The 18113-nt window shown below is 60.9% G+C and carries 13 protein-coding genes and 1 pseudogene; 8 read left to right on the top strand and 6 right to left on the bottom strand.

Features of this window, described 5'->3' with window-relative positions; translation table 11 throughout:
* Positions 1–300: 300 nt before the first annotated feature.
* The 7 genes and pseudogenes from ACVJ19_RS42985 to ACVJ19_RS42955 all read left to right on the top strand — a co-directional run bounded on the left by ACVJ19_RS42985 (position 301) and on the right by ACVJ19_RS42955 (position 10968).
* Positions 301–688: pseudogene (locus ACVJ19_RS42985) on the top strand (ectoine synthase).
* A 571-nt stretch (positions 689–1259) separates the two neighbouring features.
* A complete protein-coding gene (locus tag ACVJ19_RS42980; RefSeq protein WP_453947759.1) occupies positions 1260–3254 on the top strand; it encodes a non-ribosomal peptide synthetase in 1995 nt (664 codons plus the stop codon).
* Positions 3205–4722: a condensation domain-containing protein gene (locus ACVJ19_RS42975; protein ID WP_453947758.1), complete on the top strand. Its 1518-nt coding sequence runs from the start codon at positions 3205–3207 to the stop codon at positions 4720–4722. The genes ACVJ19_RS42980 and ACVJ19_RS42975 overlap by 50 nt, the downstream gene beginning before the upstream one ends.
* A 151-nt stretch (positions 4723–4873) precedes the next feature.
* Positions 4874–6415, top strand: coding sequence for an IS21-like element ISFK1 family transposase (istA, locus tag ACVJ19_RS42970; RefSeq protein WP_060907903.1), 1542 nt, complete (start codon positions 4874–4876; stop codon positions 6413–6415).
* Positions 6416–6433: 18 nt separating this feature from the next.
* Positions 6434–7195, top strand: coding sequence for an IS21-like element ISFK1 family helper ATPase IstB (gene istB, locus ACVJ19_RS42965; RefSeq protein WP_011090937.1), 762 nt, complete (start codon positions 6434–6436; stop codon positions 7193–7195).
* A gap of 72 nt (positions 7196–7267) precedes the next feature.
* A complete protein-coding gene (locus tag ACVJ19_RS42960; RefSeq protein ID WP_453947757.1) occupies positions 7268–8437 on the top strand; it encodes an AMP-binding protein in 1170 nt (389 codons plus the stop codon).
* Positions 8434–10968 (top strand): condensation domain-containing protein, encoded by a 2535-nt coding sequence (locus ACVJ19_RS42955; RefSeq protein ID WP_453947756.1) that lies wholly within the window; start codon positions 8434–8436, stop codon positions 10966–10968. The genes ACVJ19_RS42960 and ACVJ19_RS42955 overlap by 4 nt, the downstream gene beginning before the upstream one ends.
* A gap of 103 nt (positions 10969–11071) precedes the next feature.
* Here ACVJ19_RS42955 and ACVJ19_RS42950 read toward each other — a convergent pair.
* Positions 11072–12201 (bottom strand): IS3-like element ISRj2 family transposase gene (locus tag ACVJ19_RS42950; protein WP_085967575.1). Its coding sequence is split into 2 segments (ribosomal slippage): positions 11072–11949 and positions 11949–12201, totalling 1131 coding nucleotides; the frame shifts between segments, so codons are not numbered across the junction.
* A 168-nt stretch (positions 12202–12369) separates the two neighbouring features.
* Entirely contained in the window at positions 12370–12654 is a 285-nt protein-coding gene (locus tag ACVJ19_RS42945; protein WP_038945511.1) for a hypothetical protein, read from the bottom strand.
* Positions 12655–13516: 862 nt separating this feature from the next.
* Between ACVJ19_RS42945 and ACVJ19_RS42940 the strand changes: the two genes are divergently transcribed.
* Positions 13517–14434 carry a TauD/TfdA dioxygenase family protein gene (locus tag ACVJ19_RS42940; protein WP_011084919.1) on the top strand — a complete coding sequence of 306 codons (918 nt, stop codon included), beginning with the start codon at positions 13517–13519 and terminating at the stop codon, positions 14432–14434.
* Positions 14435–15343: 909 nt separating this feature from the next.
* Here the strand turns inward: ACVJ19_RS42940 and ACVJ19_RS42935 are convergent.
* The 4 genes from ACVJ19_RS42935 to ACVJ19_RS42920 form a co-directional block, all read right to left on the bottom strand.
* Positions 15344–16126 (bottom strand): hypothetical protein, encoded by a 783-nt coding sequence (locus tag ACVJ19_RS42935; protein ID WP_011084918.1) that lies wholly within the window; start codon positions 16124–16126, stop codon positions 15344–15346.
* Positions 16123–16710, bottom strand: coding sequence for a S1 family peptidase (locus ACVJ19_RS42930; protein WP_453947755.1), 588 nt, complete (start codon positions 16708–16710; stop codon positions 16123–16125). Before ACVJ19_RS42930 ends, ACVJ19_RS42935 begins: the two co-directional genes overlap by 4 nt.
* A 105-nt stretch (positions 16711–16815) precedes the next feature.
* On the bottom strand, positions 16816–17004 hold the full coding sequence (locus tag ACVJ19_RS42925) for a M12 family metallopeptidase (RefSeq protein WP_456739516.1): 189 nt from the start codon (positions 17002–17004) through the stop codon (positions 16816–16818).
* A gap of 203 nt (positions 17005–17207) precedes the next feature.
* Complete coding sequence (locus ACVJ19_RS42920; RefSeq protein ID WP_011084916.1) at positions 17208–17726, bottom strand: hypothetical protein; 519 nt, start codon at positions 17724–17726, stop codon at positions 17208–17210.
* Positions 17727–18113 lie beyond the last annotated feature (387 nt).

The raw sequence follows: 18113 nt of genomic DNA, 5'->3' as shown, positions 1-18113 counted from the left end.
CAGCAGCATTCTGGTGAATACACAGGCAAGCGGCGGTACCGCCCGAGACGTGGTACATCAAGTTGGTACGCGCCGATCGGCTGCGAAATACCCTCGTACCGATATTTTTACTAGTCGCCGTCGGGCAAATGGCAGGCCTTTTGCGTGTAGCCGATCCCGTAGGACTACTGCCCAGGTTCTCCGCGGCCGACGGTCGGTTGTTTCGACGGAGACCGCAGTCGGCCGCGCGACAGGGAAGGCGCCGTTCCGGAGCAGAACAACGGCCTCCAGCTTTTGGATCAATCAGAATCGGGCAACACCATGATTGTGCGTAGTCTGCACGACATTGAAGCAACCGATCACTTCGTCGATTGGGGGCAATGGTACGAGCCACCGCCTTCTGACGGATAAGGACGGCATGGGTTTTAGCATCTGCCACACCATCGTGCGCGCTAACACCGTTTCTCTTCTGCAATACCGGAATCATCTCGAAGCCTGCTTCTGCATCGGTGGAGAGGGCGAGGTCGAGGACATGGACGGCAATGTCTTTCCTATTCGCCGGGGCGACATGTATGTGCTTGACAAGCATGACAAGCATCTCCTGCGCGGGGGACCGGACAAGGACATGATCCTCGTTAGCATCTTCAACCCGCCCCTCACCGGAACCGAGCGCCACAAGCTGGACGACCCGGCAGGCTCCACATATTGAGCGATGCGAAGAAACGCCAATCCAATATGAACTGCCGCTAATTGCGAGAAACATTTACTCGAGCGATCCAGCACTGGCTCGTACCGCACGCGCGGACTTTTTACGAAATGCCCACGCGATGCGGTTAGGTTGAGCTGACAAATTTACTTTGGCATTCCAGGTCCCTTTTTTTCTTGTCCGGAATACCCGGCGGGCGGGGTCTTGTGCGATTGATAGCGCGCTCAGTTGTACGATGTCTGGCGACGCTGTTGGACAGCTGACACAGCACCGCTGTGGCTATCGCATTGATTGCACTCGATTTCACCTTTGGCCCGATACATGCGTAATCGTCTAAAGGGCGCCATAGAGGAGAAGTCGTTCGATGAGAACGCTTACCAGAAACGCTGACGCGCTTGAGTAGCAGCTGCGATACCGCCGCCACCATATTTGGTGGTGCGGAACGTTGGCGGAAGATTGAGTGATCCGCTTTGGCGAAGGGTTTCGTCACATCAATGCAGGCCAGCCAAAGCCCGAAAACAGATCCGAACCGATGTGAGCGATTTGCGTGAATCAAGGAAGACGCCTTCCGATCTTGAGCGATGATCAGGTGCAGAGCATATCTGCCGCGGATGAACTGCGGGCGCGTGGGGAGGAGTTTTGGCGACGGCGGCTCGAGCAGTTTAGCAGATTGCATCCTCCTTTCGTGTCATCGTCCGTGGCTGCGGCGCCGTCCCGATGGCAGTCGAGTTCATGGTTTAGCCCAAGCGGTTTGGCTATTTCCCCACAAGATCGCTCGGAATATTTGGTAGCAGCTTGGCTGATCTATCTCGCTCGGATCATGGGGCAAAAAGAGTTTCAACTGGGATGGAAGACTGCATGGGACCGATTGCAAACTGGCTCCAAACTCGTGATGGCCTCCGTCGTGCCGATGGATGTTCGCATTGAGCTTGCTCATGATTTTGAAGAAGTGCGCAAAACCGTAGCGGCCGAAGTCGCTCAGCTGAGGGCGCACGCAAGCTTTGCCCGAGATCTTATCGCGCGCTACCCGACATTGCGAGGAGTGGAGGCACTACGGGCGCGCCAGCCTTGGCCGATTGGCATTGCAATCACGACAGAGAGCTGTCCCGTCGCTGATGCTCTGACGACGAACCGCAAAGCTGGTCATGCCTTGTGCGGCGATTTGCTGACCTTTGAGGTTTGCGCTCTGGATGGGACGTTCCGCTGGCATTTTGATGCCGCTCGATTAGCTCCGAAGCAGATCGACCGCATGACGCAGCATTTGCAAACTTTGCTACGCGGCGTGATGGCCGATGCTGGTCAGCCTGTCGGCCGAATAGACATTCTGGCCGCCGACGAACGCACGTATCTACTTGAGGATTTGAATCGGACGGCGGCGCCTTATCCGTTTGAGCTATGTATCCATGAGCTGTTCGAGGCGCAGGTGCAAAAGGCACCGGAAGCGGTGGCGGTGGTCTATGAGAAGGAGAGACTGAGCTATGGCGAGCTCAATGCGCGGGCCAACCGGCTGGCGCATCATTTGATCGAGCTCGGGGTCAAGCCGGACCAGCCGGTGGCGATCTGCCTCGAACGCAGCCTGGCGATGGTAGTTGGTCTCTTGGCGATCCTGAAAGCGGGCGGCGCGTATCTGCCGCTAGATCCGGCTTATCCGTCGGCGCGGCTGCGGCAGATTGTTGGCGATGCAGAACCGAAACTGCTGCTTTGCGATGTCGCCGGTCGAACCGCATTGGGTGCCGAAGCCGTGGCCGGTGTGACGGTGGTCGATCTGGAGACGGCGACCCCGACTTGGGACGAGCGGCCGCCTTCGAACCCGGACCCGGGCGCGCTTGGCCTCACATCGCGCCATCTCGCCTATGTCATCTATACCTCCGGCTCAACCGGAATCCCCAAGGGCGTGGAAATGTCCCATGGCGCGCTTGTGAATTCGCTTGCGGGGATTGGCACGTCAAAACTGCGCACACTTCAATTCGCGACCCTGAACTTCGATGTGTCCTGTCAGGAATTGTTCATCTGTTGGAAGGACGGCGGAGTGCTTGTGCTCGTGCGGGAAGAGACCCGGAGGCACTTCTCCGACCTGCTGGAGTTTATAGAGCGGGAGGCGATAGAGCGGCTTTTCCTCCCGTTCGTGGCATTGAATCATTTTGCGGAAGTCTGGAGCGCGCAGCGCGTGCAGCTGCCCTCTTTAAGAGAGCTTTATACAGCCGGCGAGCGATTGCAGGCCACTCCACTGCTTAGGACGTTCTTCGAAGCACATCCGAACGCGAGATTGATCAATCAATATGGGTCCACGGAAATCAGCGTCATTTCCGAGCACCACCTTGCAGCTGATCCGTCATGTTGGCCCCAGATGCCTCACGTCGGGCGTCCAATCGTCAACACGCGGGTGTACCTGCTGGATGGCCATGGCGCGCCCGTGCCGTTCGGTGCGGTCGGCGAGCTTTACATTGGCGGGGCGGGGGTGGCACGGGGCTACCTGAACCGCCCTGAGCTGACCGCCGAGCGGTTCATCGCCATTCCCTTTGTCGAGGGCGATCGGCTGTACCGGACCTCGGGCGCGCAGACCACATAGGCGATCAGATGCTTGTGGCTGGCGCGCCAGAACGGCGCTGGCGCAGATCTGGGCCGAGCTCCTTGGTGTCGAGCGCATCGGGCGCAACGACCACTTCTTCGAACTGGGCGGCCACTCGCTCTTGGCCGTGCAGATGTCGAGCCGGCTGTCACAGGCTGTCGGGGTCGAACTGCCACTGTCGACGCTGTTCGCAAGGCCAGTGTTGAGTGACCTGGCGGCAAGCATCGTCGAGCTGTTGAGCTGCTCGGGTCCGCAAGAGCTGCCGTCGATTGCAGCCGTGTCGCGGCATGAGCCGCTTGTGCTGTCGTTTGCGCAGCAGCGGCTATGGTTTTTGGCTCAGCTGAACGAAGGCAGCACCAACTATCACATTCCGCTGGCCTTGCGATTGCGCGGGATGCTCGACCGCAGCGCCTGGCAGCGCAGCCTTAACCGTCTGTTTGCACGTCATGAGGCGCTGCGCAGTGTGTTTGTCGCGACCCAGGGCAAGCCCCGGGTTGAGGTTTTGCCGCCGGACGCGGGTCTGCCAATAGTTGAGCATGATCTGCGGGAGAGATCGGATGCGGAAGCGGCATTTTTGGATCTGTGCCATGATGAGGGGCGCACGCCGTTCGATCTTGCGCGCGGTCCGCTGATCCGCGGTCGGCTGATCCGCACCGCCGACGAGGAACACGTCTTCCTGCTGACCCAGCATCACATCGTCTCGGACGGTTGGTCGATGGGCGTGCTGCTGCGTGAACTTAGCCAGCTCTACCGGGCATTCCAGGCCGGGCAGGACGATCCTCTGCCGCCGCTTGCGATCCAATATCCGGATTACGCCGCCTGGCAACGCCAATGGCTGTCGGGGGAACGGTTGCAGCAGCAGGCGCAGTATTGGCGCAGCGCGCTGGCGGGCACAGCCCGTCTTGTCTTGCCGACGGACCATGCGCGGCCTGCCCAGCAGTCGTTTGCCGCGGCCGCGGTCCCGATCACCGTCGATGCGGATTTGACGCGGGAGCTGAAGCGGCTGAGCCTGCAGCATGGCTCGACGTTGTTCATGACGGTGCTGGCGGCCTGGGCGGCGGTGCTGTCGCGTCTGTCCGGGCAGGACGATCTTGTGATTGGCGTGCCGAGCGCCAATCGGGGGCACCGCGAGATCGAAGAGCTGATCGGCTTCTTCGTCAACACTCTGGCGCTTCGGCTGGACCTGTCGGGCAAGCCGCGCGTGTCGGAGCTTCTGGAGCGGACGCGGCGCACGGTGCTGGCTGCGCAGGAGCATCAGGACCTGCCGTTCGAGCAGGTGGTGGAGATCGTGCAGCCGCCCCGGGCTCTTGATCACACACCGTTGTTCCAGGTGATGCTGGCCTGGGAGAACAATGCGGTTGGGCCATTGGACCTGCCGGGGCTGAGTGTCGAAGCTGCCGGGGAGGAGATTGATCAGGCCAAGTACGATCTGGAGCTGAGCCTTGGTGCGCGTTTCGCGGGATCGTGAGCGCGGATTTCAGGGGATCGTGAGCAGAGATTTCAGACGATCGTGAGCAACGATTTCGCGGGATCGTGAGCAAGGCTTTCGGAGCCTTGCAGCGCTTCGGCCGACAACTCAACCGGCTTAGGGATGACCTCGTGGTTAACGAGGAAGTCCAATGCCTACCCAGAGATTGTCGATGCGCCGGATCAAGGAAGTCCTTCGGTTAAAACATTTTCAAGGCCTGCCAGAGCGGGCCATCGCGCGGAGCGTGGGCGTCAGCAACGGCGTTGTGCACAGCTACCTGAGCCGCGCCCGCTCTGCTGGGTTGAGCTGGCCGCTTCCGGAGGGAATGACCGATGAAGACCTGGAGCTTTTGCTTTTCCCGGCCCCACGACCAGCGTCTCAGAGCCCGCAGCGGCCGGTGCCCGACTGGAGCTACATCGATAAAGAGCTCCGCCGGCGCAACGTAACCCGTCGCCTGCTCTGGGAGGAGTATCGCGCCGTTAATCCCGACGGTTTCGGGTACACGTGGTTCTGCACTACCTACGAGGCCTGGAAGGGGCGGGTCCGACCTTCGATGCGGCAGATTCATCTGGGCGGCGAGAAGGTGTTCGTGGATTTCGCCGGCGACACCATCGACATCGTCGATCCCCTGACCGGGGAAGTGCAGCCGATGAAGCTGTTCGTCGCGGCGATGGGCGCTTCGAACTACACCTACGCCGAGGCCTGCCCCAGCGAGAGCTTGGCCGACTGGATCCGGGCCCACGTCAACTTGTTCACGTTTTTGAGCGGAACGCCGACGTTCGTGGTCTGCGACAACCTCAAAGCCGCCGTCAGCAACCCCGACCGCTACGATCCCGGCCTCAATCGCACTTATGCCGAGATGGCGAGCCATTACGGCACGGCCATTCTCGCCGCACGGCCGCGGCGCCCAAAAGACAAGGCGAAGGTCGAGGTCGCGGTGCAAATCGCCCAGCGCTGGATTCTGGCCCGGCTGCGCAATCAGCGCTTCTTTTCCCGGGCCGAGCTCAACGCCGCCATCAAGACACTCGTCGACGAACTCAATGCTCGTCAAATGCGTGGCTTCGGCTCAAGCCGCGCCGAACTGTTTGCCGAACTCGACAAACCCAAGCTAACCCCGCTGCCAGATCAGCCTTATGCCTTCGCACGCTGGAAGCGCTGCCGCCTCGCTCCCGATTATCATGTCGAGGTCGACGGCCATTGGTACTCCGCGCCGTATCGTCTGATTGGCGAGCTGGTCGATGCCCGTATCGACGATCGGACGGTCGAGATCTTCCACAAGGGCCAGCGGATCGCCAGCCATGCCCGCGCGCCCAACCGACGCGGACACACCACCATCGCCGACCACATGCCCAGCGCCCATCGCCGCTACGGCAAATGGACCCCCGCCGCGGTGATCGCCGCCGGCGAGCGGATCGGTCCTTCGACAGCAGCGTTTTTCCAGGCCGTGATCGACGCCCGGCCCCATCCAGAACAAGGCTTTCGAACCTGCCTTGGCATTCTGGCGCTCGTCAAAAGCTACGGCGCCGAACGCCTCGACGCAGCCTGCCGGAGGGGCATCCTCATCAAGGCGCGCTCCGTCGCCTCGATTAGATCGATCCTCCAGAACGGCCTCGATCGCACGTTCTTCGACGAATCTTTCGAGCACCAGCCCCTGCGCCACGGCAACATCCGCGGACGCGACTACTTCCACTGAAGCAAGGAGAGACCCGGCATGCTTAACCACCCAACCCACGAACGGCTGATCGAGCTTGGCCTGACCGGAATGGCCAAGGCCTTCGAGGAGCAGCGCCGATCGCCCGATCTCGAAGCCCTGCCGTTCGAAGATCGCATCGGCCTGTTGGTCGACCGCGAAGCCGCCGAACGCGACACCAGGCGGCTCACCACGCGCCTCAAGATCGCCGCACTGCGCCAGACTGCTTGCGTCGAGGACGTCGATCTGCGCACCCCGCGGGGCATCGACCGCGCCGTTTTCGCCAAACTCGTCGAAGGTCGCTGGATCGATCGCCACGAGAATTTGCTCGTCACCGGGGCAACCGGCCTGGGCAAAAGTTGGTTAGCCTGCGCGCTCGGCCACAAGGCCTGCCGCGACAACCGATCAGTCCTCTATCATCGCGTTCCAAGGCTGTTCGAGGCGCTCGCGCTCGCGCGCGGAGACGGACGTTACGCTCGGCTCCTCAAAAGCCTCGGCCGCGCTCAGCTTCTGATTTTGGATGATTGGGGACTATCGGTGCTCACCGCCGCGGAACGCCGCGATCTGCTCGAAATCCTCGAGGACCGCCATGGCCGCGCATCCACCATCGTCACAAGTCAGCTCCCCGTGGACACCTGGCATGGAGCCATTGGGGACCCCACGGTCGCCGACGCCATTCTCGATCGCCTCGTCCACAACGCCCACCGCCTCCAGCTCACCGGAGAAAGCATGCGAAAACGCAGCGCCAAAACCATCACCCTTGACGGCCAACCAGAACACTGACTCTATCTCCCATCGGCCGTAGCGGGCTGCTCACGATCGTCTGAATTCAGTGCTCACGATCGCGCGAAATCGATGCTCACGATCCGTGAAATCCGCAGCCTTGGCGAGCATGGCGAGGAGATCGCCGGAACGCTGGGTTATGCCACGGCGCTGTTTGATCAGGCGACGATCGAGCGGCAGCGTGGTTATCTGCTGGCGCTGCTGCGGGCGATGGCAGCCGATGCGCAGCAAGAGGTCCACCGGATTGAGCTGCTCTCGACTGCCGAGCGCACGTATCTGCTGGAGGAGCTGAACCGGACGGCGGCGCCGTATCCTGCGGAGCGGTGCATCCACGAGCTGTTTGAAGTGCAGGTGCACAAGGCGCCGGATGCGGTGGCGGTGGTCTGCGAAGATGAGCAACTGAGCTATGCCGAGCTCAATGTGCGGGCCAACCGCCTGGCGCATCACTTGATCGCCCTCGGGGTCAGGCCGGACCAGCCGGTTGCGATCTGCGTCGAGCGCAGTCCGATGATGGTGGTGGGGCTTTTGGCGATCCTCGAGGCCGGCGGGTCGTATATGCCGCTGGATCCGGCCTATCCGTCGGCGCGGCTGCATCAGGTGCTCGACGATGCGGCGCCGCCGCTGCTGCTGGCCGATGTGGCCGGCCGTGCCGCCTTCGGCGCGGATGTGCCGGCCAAGGTGAGCGTGGTGGAGCTCGATGCTGCGGCGCCGGCCTGGGCCAGCCTGCCGGAAGCGGATCCTGATCGGCGCGCGCTCAGCCTGACCTCCCGCAATCTCGCCTATGTGATCTACACCTCGGGATCCACCGGCAGGCCAAAAGGGGCACAGAATGAGCATCGGGCTATCGTTAATCGCCTGATCTGGATGCAGGACGCCTATGGTCTGAAACCAACAGACGTCGTGTTGCAGAAGACGCCATTTAGCTTCGATGTCTCGGCCTGGGAGTTCTTTTGGACTTTGCTTGAAGGGGCAACGCTGGTACTGGCGCCGCCCGGTGCGCACAGAGATCCCGATACGTTGGTCGACTTGATCGTCAGCCAGCGCATCACGACGGTTCACTTCGTGCCATCCATGCTGGTCAGCTTTTTGGATGCGAAGAGTGTTGACCGCTGCACATCGCTGCGGCAGGTTTTATGCAGCGGCGAGGCGCTCCCTGCCGCCAGTGTGTATAGGGTTCGGCGCGTATTGCCCTGGACGCCCTGCACAATCTTTACGGTCCGACTGAAGCCGCGATCGACGTGACATCCTGGAGCTGCCCGGCTGAGTTTGATGAGGCCATCGTCCCGATTGGCCGCCCTATTGCCAACACGCGGGTCTACTTGCTGGATGGTCATGGCGCGCCTGTGCCGTTCGGTGCGGTGGCCGAGCTCTGCATTGGCGGGGCGGGGGTGGCGCGGGGCTACCTGAACCGCCCTGAGCTGACCGCGGAGCGGTTCATCCCCAGTCCCTTTGTCGAGGGCGACCGGCTGTACCGGACCGGCGACCTGGCGCGCTACCTGCCGGACGGCAATCTGGAGTTTTTAGGGCGCAACGACGACCAGGTAAAGATTCGCGGCTTCCGCATCGAACCGGGCGAGATTGCGGCGCGGCTTTGCGAGCATGCCTCCGTGCGCGAGGCGGTGGTGGTGGCGCGCGAGGATGGTGGCGGCGAGCAGCGGCTCGTTGCGTATGTCGTTGCCGCCGGAGCTGAGGAATCTGATCTTGCCGGCGGTTTGCGGGCGCATGTGAGTGCGGGGCTGCCGGACTACATGGTCCCGAGTGCGTTCGTGCGGCTGGCGGCGCTTCCGCTGACGCTGAACGGCAAGCTCGATCGAAAAGCGCTACCGGCCCCGGGCGACGAGGCATATGCGCGGCGGACCTACGCGCCGCCTCAGGGCGAGATGGAGACGGTGCTGGCGCAGATCTGGGCCGAGCTGCTGGGGCTGGAGCGGGTCGGACGGCACGACAACTTCTTCGAACTGGGAGGGCACTCGCTCTTGGCGGTGCAGATGATGGAGCATCTGCGGCGGCGGTCACTGCGCATCGAGGTGCGCACCTTGTTCGTCAAGCCAGTGCTCGCGGATCTGGCCGCACGCCTGGGCCGCCATCACGAGGTGGCAGTCCCGGCCAACCTGATCACCGAGCGGAGCGTGGCGATAACGCCGGAGATGTTGCCGCTGATCGAGCTCGCGCAGGACGAGATCGACCGGATCATCGCCACGGTACCCGGCGGGGTTTGCAACATCCAGGACATTTACGGTCTGTCGCCGCTGCAGGACGGCATCCTGTTCCATCATTTGCTAGCGGCAAAGGGCGATCCATACCTCCTGGTGTCGCAGATGGCGTTTGCCGAGCGTGGGCTGCTCGCGCGCTATCTTGCCGCGATCCAGCGGGTGGTAGATCGGCATGACATCCTGCGTACCTCGTTTGTCTGGGAGGGGTTGTCGCGGCCGGTCCAGGTGGTGTGGCGGAAGGCGCGACTGGAGGTGATCGAGGTCCAGCTGGATGGCGCTGATGGCGCTGGCGCTGAGCAGCTCAGGAACCGGTTTGATCCGCGCCGGCACCGCATCGAGCTCGGCCGGGCGCCACTGCTGCGGTTTGTGATTGCGCGCGAGCCCGGCAGCGCGCGCTGGCTGTTGCTGGAGCTGCAGCATCATCTGATCGGGGATCACGCAACCCGGGACGTGATGCATGCTGAAGTCCGGGCCAAGCTGGAGGGGCGCGAGCATGAGCTGACGGCGCCGCAGCCATTCCGCAATCTGGTGGCGCAGGCGCATCTACGCGGTGATGCCAAGGCGGATGAAGCGTTCTTCCGGGAGCTGCTGGCCGGCATCGACGAGCCGACCACGCCCTTCAACTTGAGCGAGGTGCGCGGCGACGGCGGCGGGGTTCGTGAGGCGTATCGGATGCTGCCGCCAGCGCTCCATGCGCGGCTGGCGGAACAGGCGCGGCGGCTGGGCGTGAGTCTGGCGAGCCTGTGCCATCTGGCGTGGGGGCAGGTGGTGGCGCGCAGCAGCGGCCGCGAGCAGGTGGTGTTCGGCACGGTGCTGCTGGGCCGCCTGCAGGGCAGCGCCGGCGCCGACCGCGCCATGGGACTGTTCATCAACACCCTGCCGCTGCGGCTTGATCTTGATGGGACCGCCGTCGAGGCGAGCGTGCGGACCACGCACGCCCGGCTGGCCGAGCTGCTGACACATGAGCATGCCTCGCTGGCGCTGGCGCAGCGCTGCAGCGCTATTGCGGCGTCGGCGCCGCTGTTCAGCACGCTGTTGAACTATCGTCACAACAAGGCGCCGGCTGTGCCCGGCTCCGGGACGGATGATGTCTTGTCGGGTATGGAATGGCTGGGCGGGGAGGAACGCACTAACTATCCGCTGACCCTGTCGGTTGAGGATTTTGGCGAGGCGCTGGGCCTCACTGTGCAGGTGGCGGAGCCAATCTCGGCGGATCGGATCTGCGGCTACATGCAGCGGTCGCTCGAGCAGCTGGCAGAGGCGCTGGAGCATGCCCCGGATACGCCGGTACGCGAGCTCGACATCTTGCCGGCTGAGGAGCGCACCTATCTGCTGGAGGATCTGAACCGGACGGAAGAGGCCTATCCAACAGAGCAGTGCGTCCATGAGCTGTTCGAGGCGCAGGTGCAAAAGGCGCCGGAGGCGGTGGCGCTGGTCTGCGAAAACGAGCGGCTGAGCTATGGCGAGCTCAACGCGCGGGCCAACCGGCTGGCGCATCTTCTGATCGAGCTTGGGGTAGAGCTGGCCCCGGTTGTTTGGACAGCGCCCCGCTGGATTTAAGTGGATTCCTGCCGGGTTATGCTGAACGCGGGGCTTTACGATTTTGTCGTTGCGTCGGGAGGGCGTAGCCCGACCAGAGCGACGACAAAATCGTCGGCGACGGTCATGCGGCCATCACCATAGCTTGCGTGCCGAAGTAAGCCTCGTCGGGCGTGCGCCCGTCAAGGCTCGAGTGAGGGCGTCCCTGATTGTAGAAGGCCAGATACTTGGCAATTGACGCTCGCGCCTCGGACACGCTGTCGTAGGCGCGGAGATAAACTTCTTCGTATTTGACCGTGCGCCAGAGCCGCTCGACAAACACGTTGTCGCGCCAGGCGCCCTTGCCGTCCATGCTGATGGCGATCTTCGCGTCCAGCAGCACATCGGTGAACTCGAGGCTGGTGAACTGGCTGCCCTGATCCGTGTTGAAAATCTCGGGCCTGCCGTGCTTCGCCAACGCCTCCTGGACCGCTTGGACGCAGAAGGCCGCCTCCATTGTGATCGAGACGCGATGGGCCAGGACCCGTCGGCTGAACACATCGACGACCGCCGCGAGATAGACGAAGCCACGCCGCATCGGAATGTAGGTGATGTCCATTGCCCACGCATGGTCGGGCCGCTCGATCTTCAATCCGCGCAACAGGTACGGGTAGATCTTGTGACCCGGAGCCGGCTTGCTCGTGTTCGGGCGACGATAGACCGCCTCGATCCCCATGCGCTTCATCAGCGTCGCGATGTGGCGGCGACCGGCGTATACCCCCTCCCGCCGCAGCAACGATCGCAGCATCCGCGCTCCCGCGAAGGGATAATCGAGATGCAGCTCATCGAGCCGACGCATCAAGGCAAGGTCCTCGGCCGAAACTGGCCGAGGTTCATAGTAGACCGTGCTGCGAGCCAGCTTCAGGACCTTCGCCTGGCGCACGATAGAAAGATCATGACCGCGGTCGATCATCGCTTTGCGCTCAGCAGGCCCGCCTTGGTGAGCGCGCCGGACAAAAAATCGTTTTCCAACGCCAGCTCGCCGATCTTGGCATGTAACGCCTTCAAATCGACCGGCGTCTCGGCCGATGTCTTGTCATGCCCAAACACGCCGGCGGCGCCTTCCAGGAGCTGGTTTTTCCAGATCGTGATCTGGTTCGGATGAACATCAAACAGTTGCGCCAGCTCCGCCAGTGTCTTGTCTCCTTTGACCGCAGCCAAAGCAACCTTCGCCTTGAATGCCGGAGAATGCGTCCGGCGGCTCTTCTTCGTCATCTTCGCTCCTGATTCGCAGCAAGAATCCTCGCCGCTGTCAGGCAGAAAATCCACTCAAGCTACTGTCCGAATTTGCGGGGCCAGCTCTATATCGCGAGTAAGCTAGGTCACATTGTCCGCGTACGGAAAGAACACTACCGATCCGGCGACACTCTGTGAGTTGGGTCTTCATCGATATTTCTGCTCGGTCTCTCTTGGATAGCGCCGGATAACATTTTGGCGTTCCTGACTACGTCCGCGAAAACTCTTCGTAGATATCGAGTTCTTCATTGATTTTGCCCCGAGCTTGCGGCCGGCCTCGTCGAGGTAGAGCTGATTGATCAGGCCGCCGTTGTGGATCAGAAAATCGCGCGAAGCCTTCATTTCAACGTCGGTCGCGACAAGATCGGGCTTGAGCTGGATCGAAAGCACTTCCGCCGTCTTCGCCAGATACTCGGATGGATTACCGAACATCAGATCCTGGCACCGCAGGGCGATATAGGCTTCTTCTCCAAATAGCGGTACAGCGCCAAGGCGTCTTCTTCGACGACGCCAATGTGGCCGCGGAGAAGCACTTGCTCGAAAACCATTTCCACAACCAGCTCAGGGCCAGGCTACTTGGCTGCGAGGCGATCACCCAGCTCGTGCGCAGACCGCCATTGCCCCGCGCGAATACCTCAACAGCAAGGGCGAGCTTTCCCGCAAGATGCAGGATGACGCACCGTCGCGTGGAATCTCACGACTGGTGTCTATTACAAAGCGGGCGAGAAGCCGTGGTCTCTTGCCGACATCCGGGATGGCGTCTGCTACACAGTCCTCGTCTTCAAGCGTACAAACAACCCGGTCGAAGCGAAGGAGGCGTGCTGTGGCGCGCAGATGTTCCCTCATACCGGCGAAGGCATCGAACGCCGCGGCTGCGAAGACCGCCCCCGTCAATGGCCCGAACCTCGGCCGGCGTTCTCCGGACGCTGCCGTTCTATCGACGTTTTGCGGCGAGGAACGGGCAGCTCTTAGGGGACCTCTTATCGCTTCGGTGTCAGTGACCGTGCATTCGAACAGATTCCTATTCATCGGGCAGCGGACGCAAGAGCAAACGCTCAGCGAAATACAACGCTTTCGCCGCGGTCAACTACCACTGCTAGCAATTGATCGAACTAGGGATTTGTTCAATATTCGATGAAGCGGATGCTGCGGTAACCTTTTCGAAGTCGCGTGAGTTCAAACGGGAGCCACTCGCTACCCATAGATGATGACGGATCCAGCTAGCGGTCGCCGCTCGCGCTGGTCTGCCTGGTCGAGCGGATAGTGTGGCCTAGGGGCTACGCAAGATGGGACCATGACTGCAATGATCTTGTCGGACAATGTCATTCCTCGCGCCGATGTCATTAAACGCGCAGTGCGCATCGGCGCAGAAATCCGAAATGTCAAACTGTCAGGCGATTTACCGGAGCAGACGATTGCCTCGATCAATGGGCTGCTTTTGGAGCACAAGGTCATCTTCTTTCGCGGCCAGCTCCACCTCGATGATGCGGAGCAGGAGAGCTTTGCCATTCGTTTCGGAGAGTTGACACCTCATCCAACGCTCGGTGCGATCAAGGGAACAGCGTCGATCATCGAGCTTGATTCCACCCGTGCAGGTAGCCGGGCGGATCTCTGGCACACTGATGGAACCTTCGTCGATGCCTACCCTAAGATCGCCGTGCTGCGAGGCATTGTGATGCCACCTTTCGGTGGCGATACGGTCTGGTCAAACACCGCCTCGGCCTACCTCGACCTAGCGCCGCCGCTCCAAGGGCTTGCAGACAGGCTATGGGCCGTTCACAGTAATGCCTTTGACTACGCAATACTTGCCCGCGTCAGCGAGCTCGACAAGAAGCACTTGGACGAAGTCTTCACTAAAACAATCTATCGGACTGAGCATCCCGTTGTGCGCGTGCACCCGGAGACTGGCGAACGCACGCTCGTGCTCGGCGCTCTGGTGCAAAACTTCGTTGGCCTGCCGAAATACGATGGCCAGAAGCTGTTCGATTTGTTTCAGTCTCATATCACTGCGCTCGAAAACACTGTGCGTTGGAGTTGGAGGGATGGTGATGTAGCGATCTGGGACAATCGCGCTACACAACATTATGCAGTGAATGACTACGGCGACCAACATCGCCTCGTTCATCGCGCAACCGTCGCCGGTGAGGTGCCAGTCAGCATCGATGGTCGGAGTAGCGTAACGCGCATAACGGGCGACCACCAAGCTGTCTAGATAAGCGACAACATTGGCTACGACACGCACAATGGAAACTCTGCGGTTGTGCGCTCAATCGCTCTCTGCAATATTCGGCAGCTAGGTTCCCGTCGCAGTCAAAATATGAACCCGATGCGGCGCCTCTCAACTTGAAAAGCAACAACTGTTCTTCACAGGCCGCAAGAGGTTCAGCAGCTGCTCGTAGCGGTACAATAATCATTAGAGCGGCCGGGGAGTGTTCTCGTCGGCAGATGCTGAGTCTCGATCGGCCACATGGCCGGGGGCCTTTCCAGGAATGCTCCGCTCGTACGTTTTTGAGCAATCCCATACGATCTGTCCTTTCTTGGGGTAATGGCCGCGACATTATAGCTGGTTAGCACCGCGCTTTATCGTGCCTTACAACGCTAAGGAAGTTGGGATGCAATATGGATCTGCCTGCACCAGCATGCGTGAGGGATCTACCGTCTCGCCATCCGCAACAGTTTACTCTTACACCGATCGGTTCCTCCTCATGAACGCGGCTGGCGCACTTTCCCGCGCATCCTCAAAGCCGCAGCCCAAGGTCTCAGCGCCCAGTGACCACCCATCGTCTCGGAAGAGTTCTGGCGCAGACGCGCCTGCTTCCCTCGGCTCGGTCGGAGGAACGTCTAGCTGGTTATTGCCCGTTACGACCGTATCTGAGAGAGGCGGCTCAATTTATCGAAGATGAGGTCATCCACCTCTACAAGCACCACAGTGGCCGCCTCGCGTCTTATGGCGGTCCGCAAATGGCGTGCAGTGTTAAGCGTGAATTGCGGTTCCTCGATCAATAAGACTGACTTGTTGACCACAACGTCGGACCCGGTAGTGCTCTTGTCGGGAGGTGCCTCCTCGCTCGCCTCGCCGGCGGTGGGCCGCCACGTCCGATAACCATGATAGCGCCGAAAATCATGGTAATAGCCGGGGTCGTAGCGATAGCCATATCCCCTGAACGCGCTCACATGTTTCTGTGGTGCTTTGTGGATATGCGGCTTCGCCGGCTGCGAAGCAGGACCCTGGTGGGCGCAACCGGCCGCAAGCGCGCAGAAGAGGACAACGAGTATCGCCTGAACCTGCCGGAAAGCGGGGCCGAGCCGATGCAGCCCGTTGGAAGCGCAGGCCGGTAAGGAAAGCATGACCATCGATCGGCACCTGCGTCGCAAGGATCTGGGAAACGTTGACAGTGGCGCCGAGCCATCCGCGGTATCTGTCGACGGCAGGTCCGCTCGTGAGCTTGTAGGTGAAGCGAGCCTGCGCGCCGGTATCGTTGACCGCACAAGCGATATTGCTGGCGCCGTTTCCGGTCTCGACGTGCCACGTGCACCCTGCAATGCGATAGCCGGGCTCTGCAGGGAACGTCTCGGCATAGTCTGCAGTATGCTCTGCAAAGACGACGGGGTGGTCGTCCTTGGTTTTATCCACCGTATAGGAGCGCTCGATCTGCTTCGGTTCGTCAAGCTGTGATACCGGCACGTTCACGATAAGGCGGCGGTCTTCGGGCAGTATCGTGTGGATCGCTCCGGCAAGAATTTCGGGGATCTTCACCCCAGCGTTGGCTTGGGTCTGCACATGCGTGGAGTTCAGCTTGCTCCAGTTCTCAAAGAAGATCGTCGTGTCAACCCATTTCGTCCAGCAGACAGAGGGTTGTGGTAGGGCTGCGATCATGCTGTAGAGCGGGCTTGCGGTGATCACGGTCGCTGGAATGATGAAGTTGACACCGGAAACCTGCGCCTCGTTCCACTTGACGATGCCGCCACGCCGAACTCGTTGAATGCAGGTCCGCCGCTGTTGCCGACATTCATGATTGTGTCGGTCTGCCGTCGGCCGTTCGGGCTCGTCTGGCTGCTGATCAGACCGCTCGAAATGCTCAGATCCAGATCGAGAGGATAACCTAGCAAATAGATCGGGGCCTGCTGGTTGTCGTTGATCACAGGCATCGGGCAACGAGAGGCGCCACGGCTATTGCCGGCGGACTGCGACAGCTCCAGAAGAGCCAGGTCCCTGGCATCGTCGCGATGAACCGCAGTGACCTTGATGGGATTCGCATTGCGCGACCCGAGGCGGGCATTGACGTCGAAGCTCTTGTAGTTCTCCTCGCGTCCGATCACATGGCTGTTGGTCAGCACGAGGCTGTCGCCGATGAGCAGCCCGGAGCCGCCGCCGACTTCCTGGTTGTCGTTGTACATCACGCCAACGTACTGGACGTGAACCGTCCTGACATTGTAGCGCGCAGCAATCTGCACCGCCGCGCGATCGGCCAGCGCGGGCGCGCCCATGGATAGTAAGAGACCGAGTGTCGGGAGGGATAGAATTTCCTGACGGCGGCGATATCGAGTGGGCTGAGTTGTCCTTTCCGTTCCATGCTGGATTACAATAGTTCATTATTGAATCGAGATCGTATTGGGTGTGACCTTATAATCGCCGACCGAGCCGGAAGCTTTTTCGTTACGGCACGCCTCCGGCGCATCGTCGCGGTTCTGTTCATGCGTAAAACCGAGGGCATGTCCGAATTCGTGGACAGCGACAACGCGAATGCAGAACTCGCGCCGATCTCGGAGCCTTTGCTCCAATGATTGAAGCTGAAATTGAGAGTCATGCCTGACGGCTTGCGGTCGAGATACTCCACCCTCCTGTATACTGGCACCAAAACCAACCTTTGGACCCCCAGTATGGGTTGCTGGCAGTGCGTGGACGCGGGCAGACCGGGATCAGACGCACAGCCGACAAGCTTCAGGCGGAATTGGTTGAGGCGGAGATCCCCCAAGCGCTTCCGTCAATGCTGGCCAGATCCTGGCTCAGGGATCAGCGGCGCGCCGCCAACGGAAATTGGCCCTTCTGGCTTAGAGGGCTGGACCGCTCTTTTCGCCAGCTTCGAAGCTGATTGGGCTGCAGGCGGAGAAGAGACTGGCGGCGCAGACGCAGCAGCGAGTGAACTCTGCAAGGATTCGATCTTCGCGGTCAACGCTTCGATTTGGTCCGTCATCCGCTTCAAATCGGCTTGCTGCGCACCGATATTGCGATTGAGTTCTGCGATTACATCGCTCGCCCGTTGTTGCTCGGATCGAACCTCCAGCAGAGCTTCCCTAACCTCAGGTGACAAGCCATGCATCGGCGCGGGCCCAAGCACTTGCGACCTCGCCAAAATTGTCTCCATGTTAGTCCAAACACAGGCTGCCGCGGCACACAAACCAAAGAAGACCAAGAGGACGAGAATCCAAGACGAGCGCCGGGAGGATTTGTGCAAAATGCGCGGTAACTCCGAGGCGTTCGCCTCAGCAACCACATCCATCATTCTCAGCTGCCATTCCCAAATTTTGACGCCTCTCGTTCACGCAATAATGGGCATCAGTCAAGAGCTGCGGGCGAGGTACGATACTGAGCGCAAGCTCGCCGGAAGTCCCGCTATCGCTGTCGGCAATCGCCTTTCGCGTTTTTAGATCGGACTTTCGACCGAGCAGCTTACCGACCGATCATGGCTCGGGTCCGGCTGCTTAGGCCGACAGGCTAGCGGATGCAGGGCCGTGAAGCTGAAGCGGCGTCGAGATCCAGCATGAACTCGCCCATATGCGCCGCAATCCTTTGCTAAACGGGGGATAAGAGCAGGCAACGTCACCTCAGATTGTACCAGGCTCGACATCCGAATTACGATTTTGGCGAACACCTTTGGGGCATCCATTCG

The organism is Bradyrhizobium sp. USDA 376 (genome assembly GCF_054063675.1).
The sequence above is the reverse complement of the archived record's forward strand: the minus strand, read 5'-3'. Positions and strand labels throughout refer to the sequence as shown.

Bases quoted from the DNA above. Each gene is read 5' to 3' on its own strand.
- istA (WP_060907903.1), top strand. From the start codon at position 4,874: ATGCCTACCCAGAGATTGTCGATGCGCCGGATCAAGGAAGTCCTTCGG.
- istB (WP_011090937.1), top strand. From the start codon at position 6,434: ATGCTTAACCACCCAACCCACGAACGGCTGATCGAGCTTGGCCTGACC.
- ACVJ19_RS42960 (WP_453947757.1), top strand. From the start codon at position 7,268: ATGCTCACGATCCGTGAAATCCGCAGCCTTGGCGAGCATGGCGAGGAG.
- ACVJ19_RS42945 (WP_038945511.1), bottom strand. From the start codon at position 12,654: ATGTTCGGTAATCCATCCGAGTATCTGGCGAAGACGGCGGAAGTGCTT.
- ACVJ19_RS42940 (WP_011084919.1), top strand. From the start codon at position 13,517: ATGACTGCAATGATCTTGTCGGACAATGTCATTCCTCGCGCCGATGTC.
- ACVJ19_RS42930 (WP_453947755.1), bottom strand. From the start codon at position 16,710: ATGGGCGCGCCCGCGCTGGCCGATCGCGCGGCGGTGCAGATTGCTGCG.
- ACVJ19_RS42920 (WP_011084916.1), bottom strand. From the start codon at position 17,726: ATGATGGATGTGGTTGCTGAGGCGAACGCCTCGGAGTTACCGCGCATT.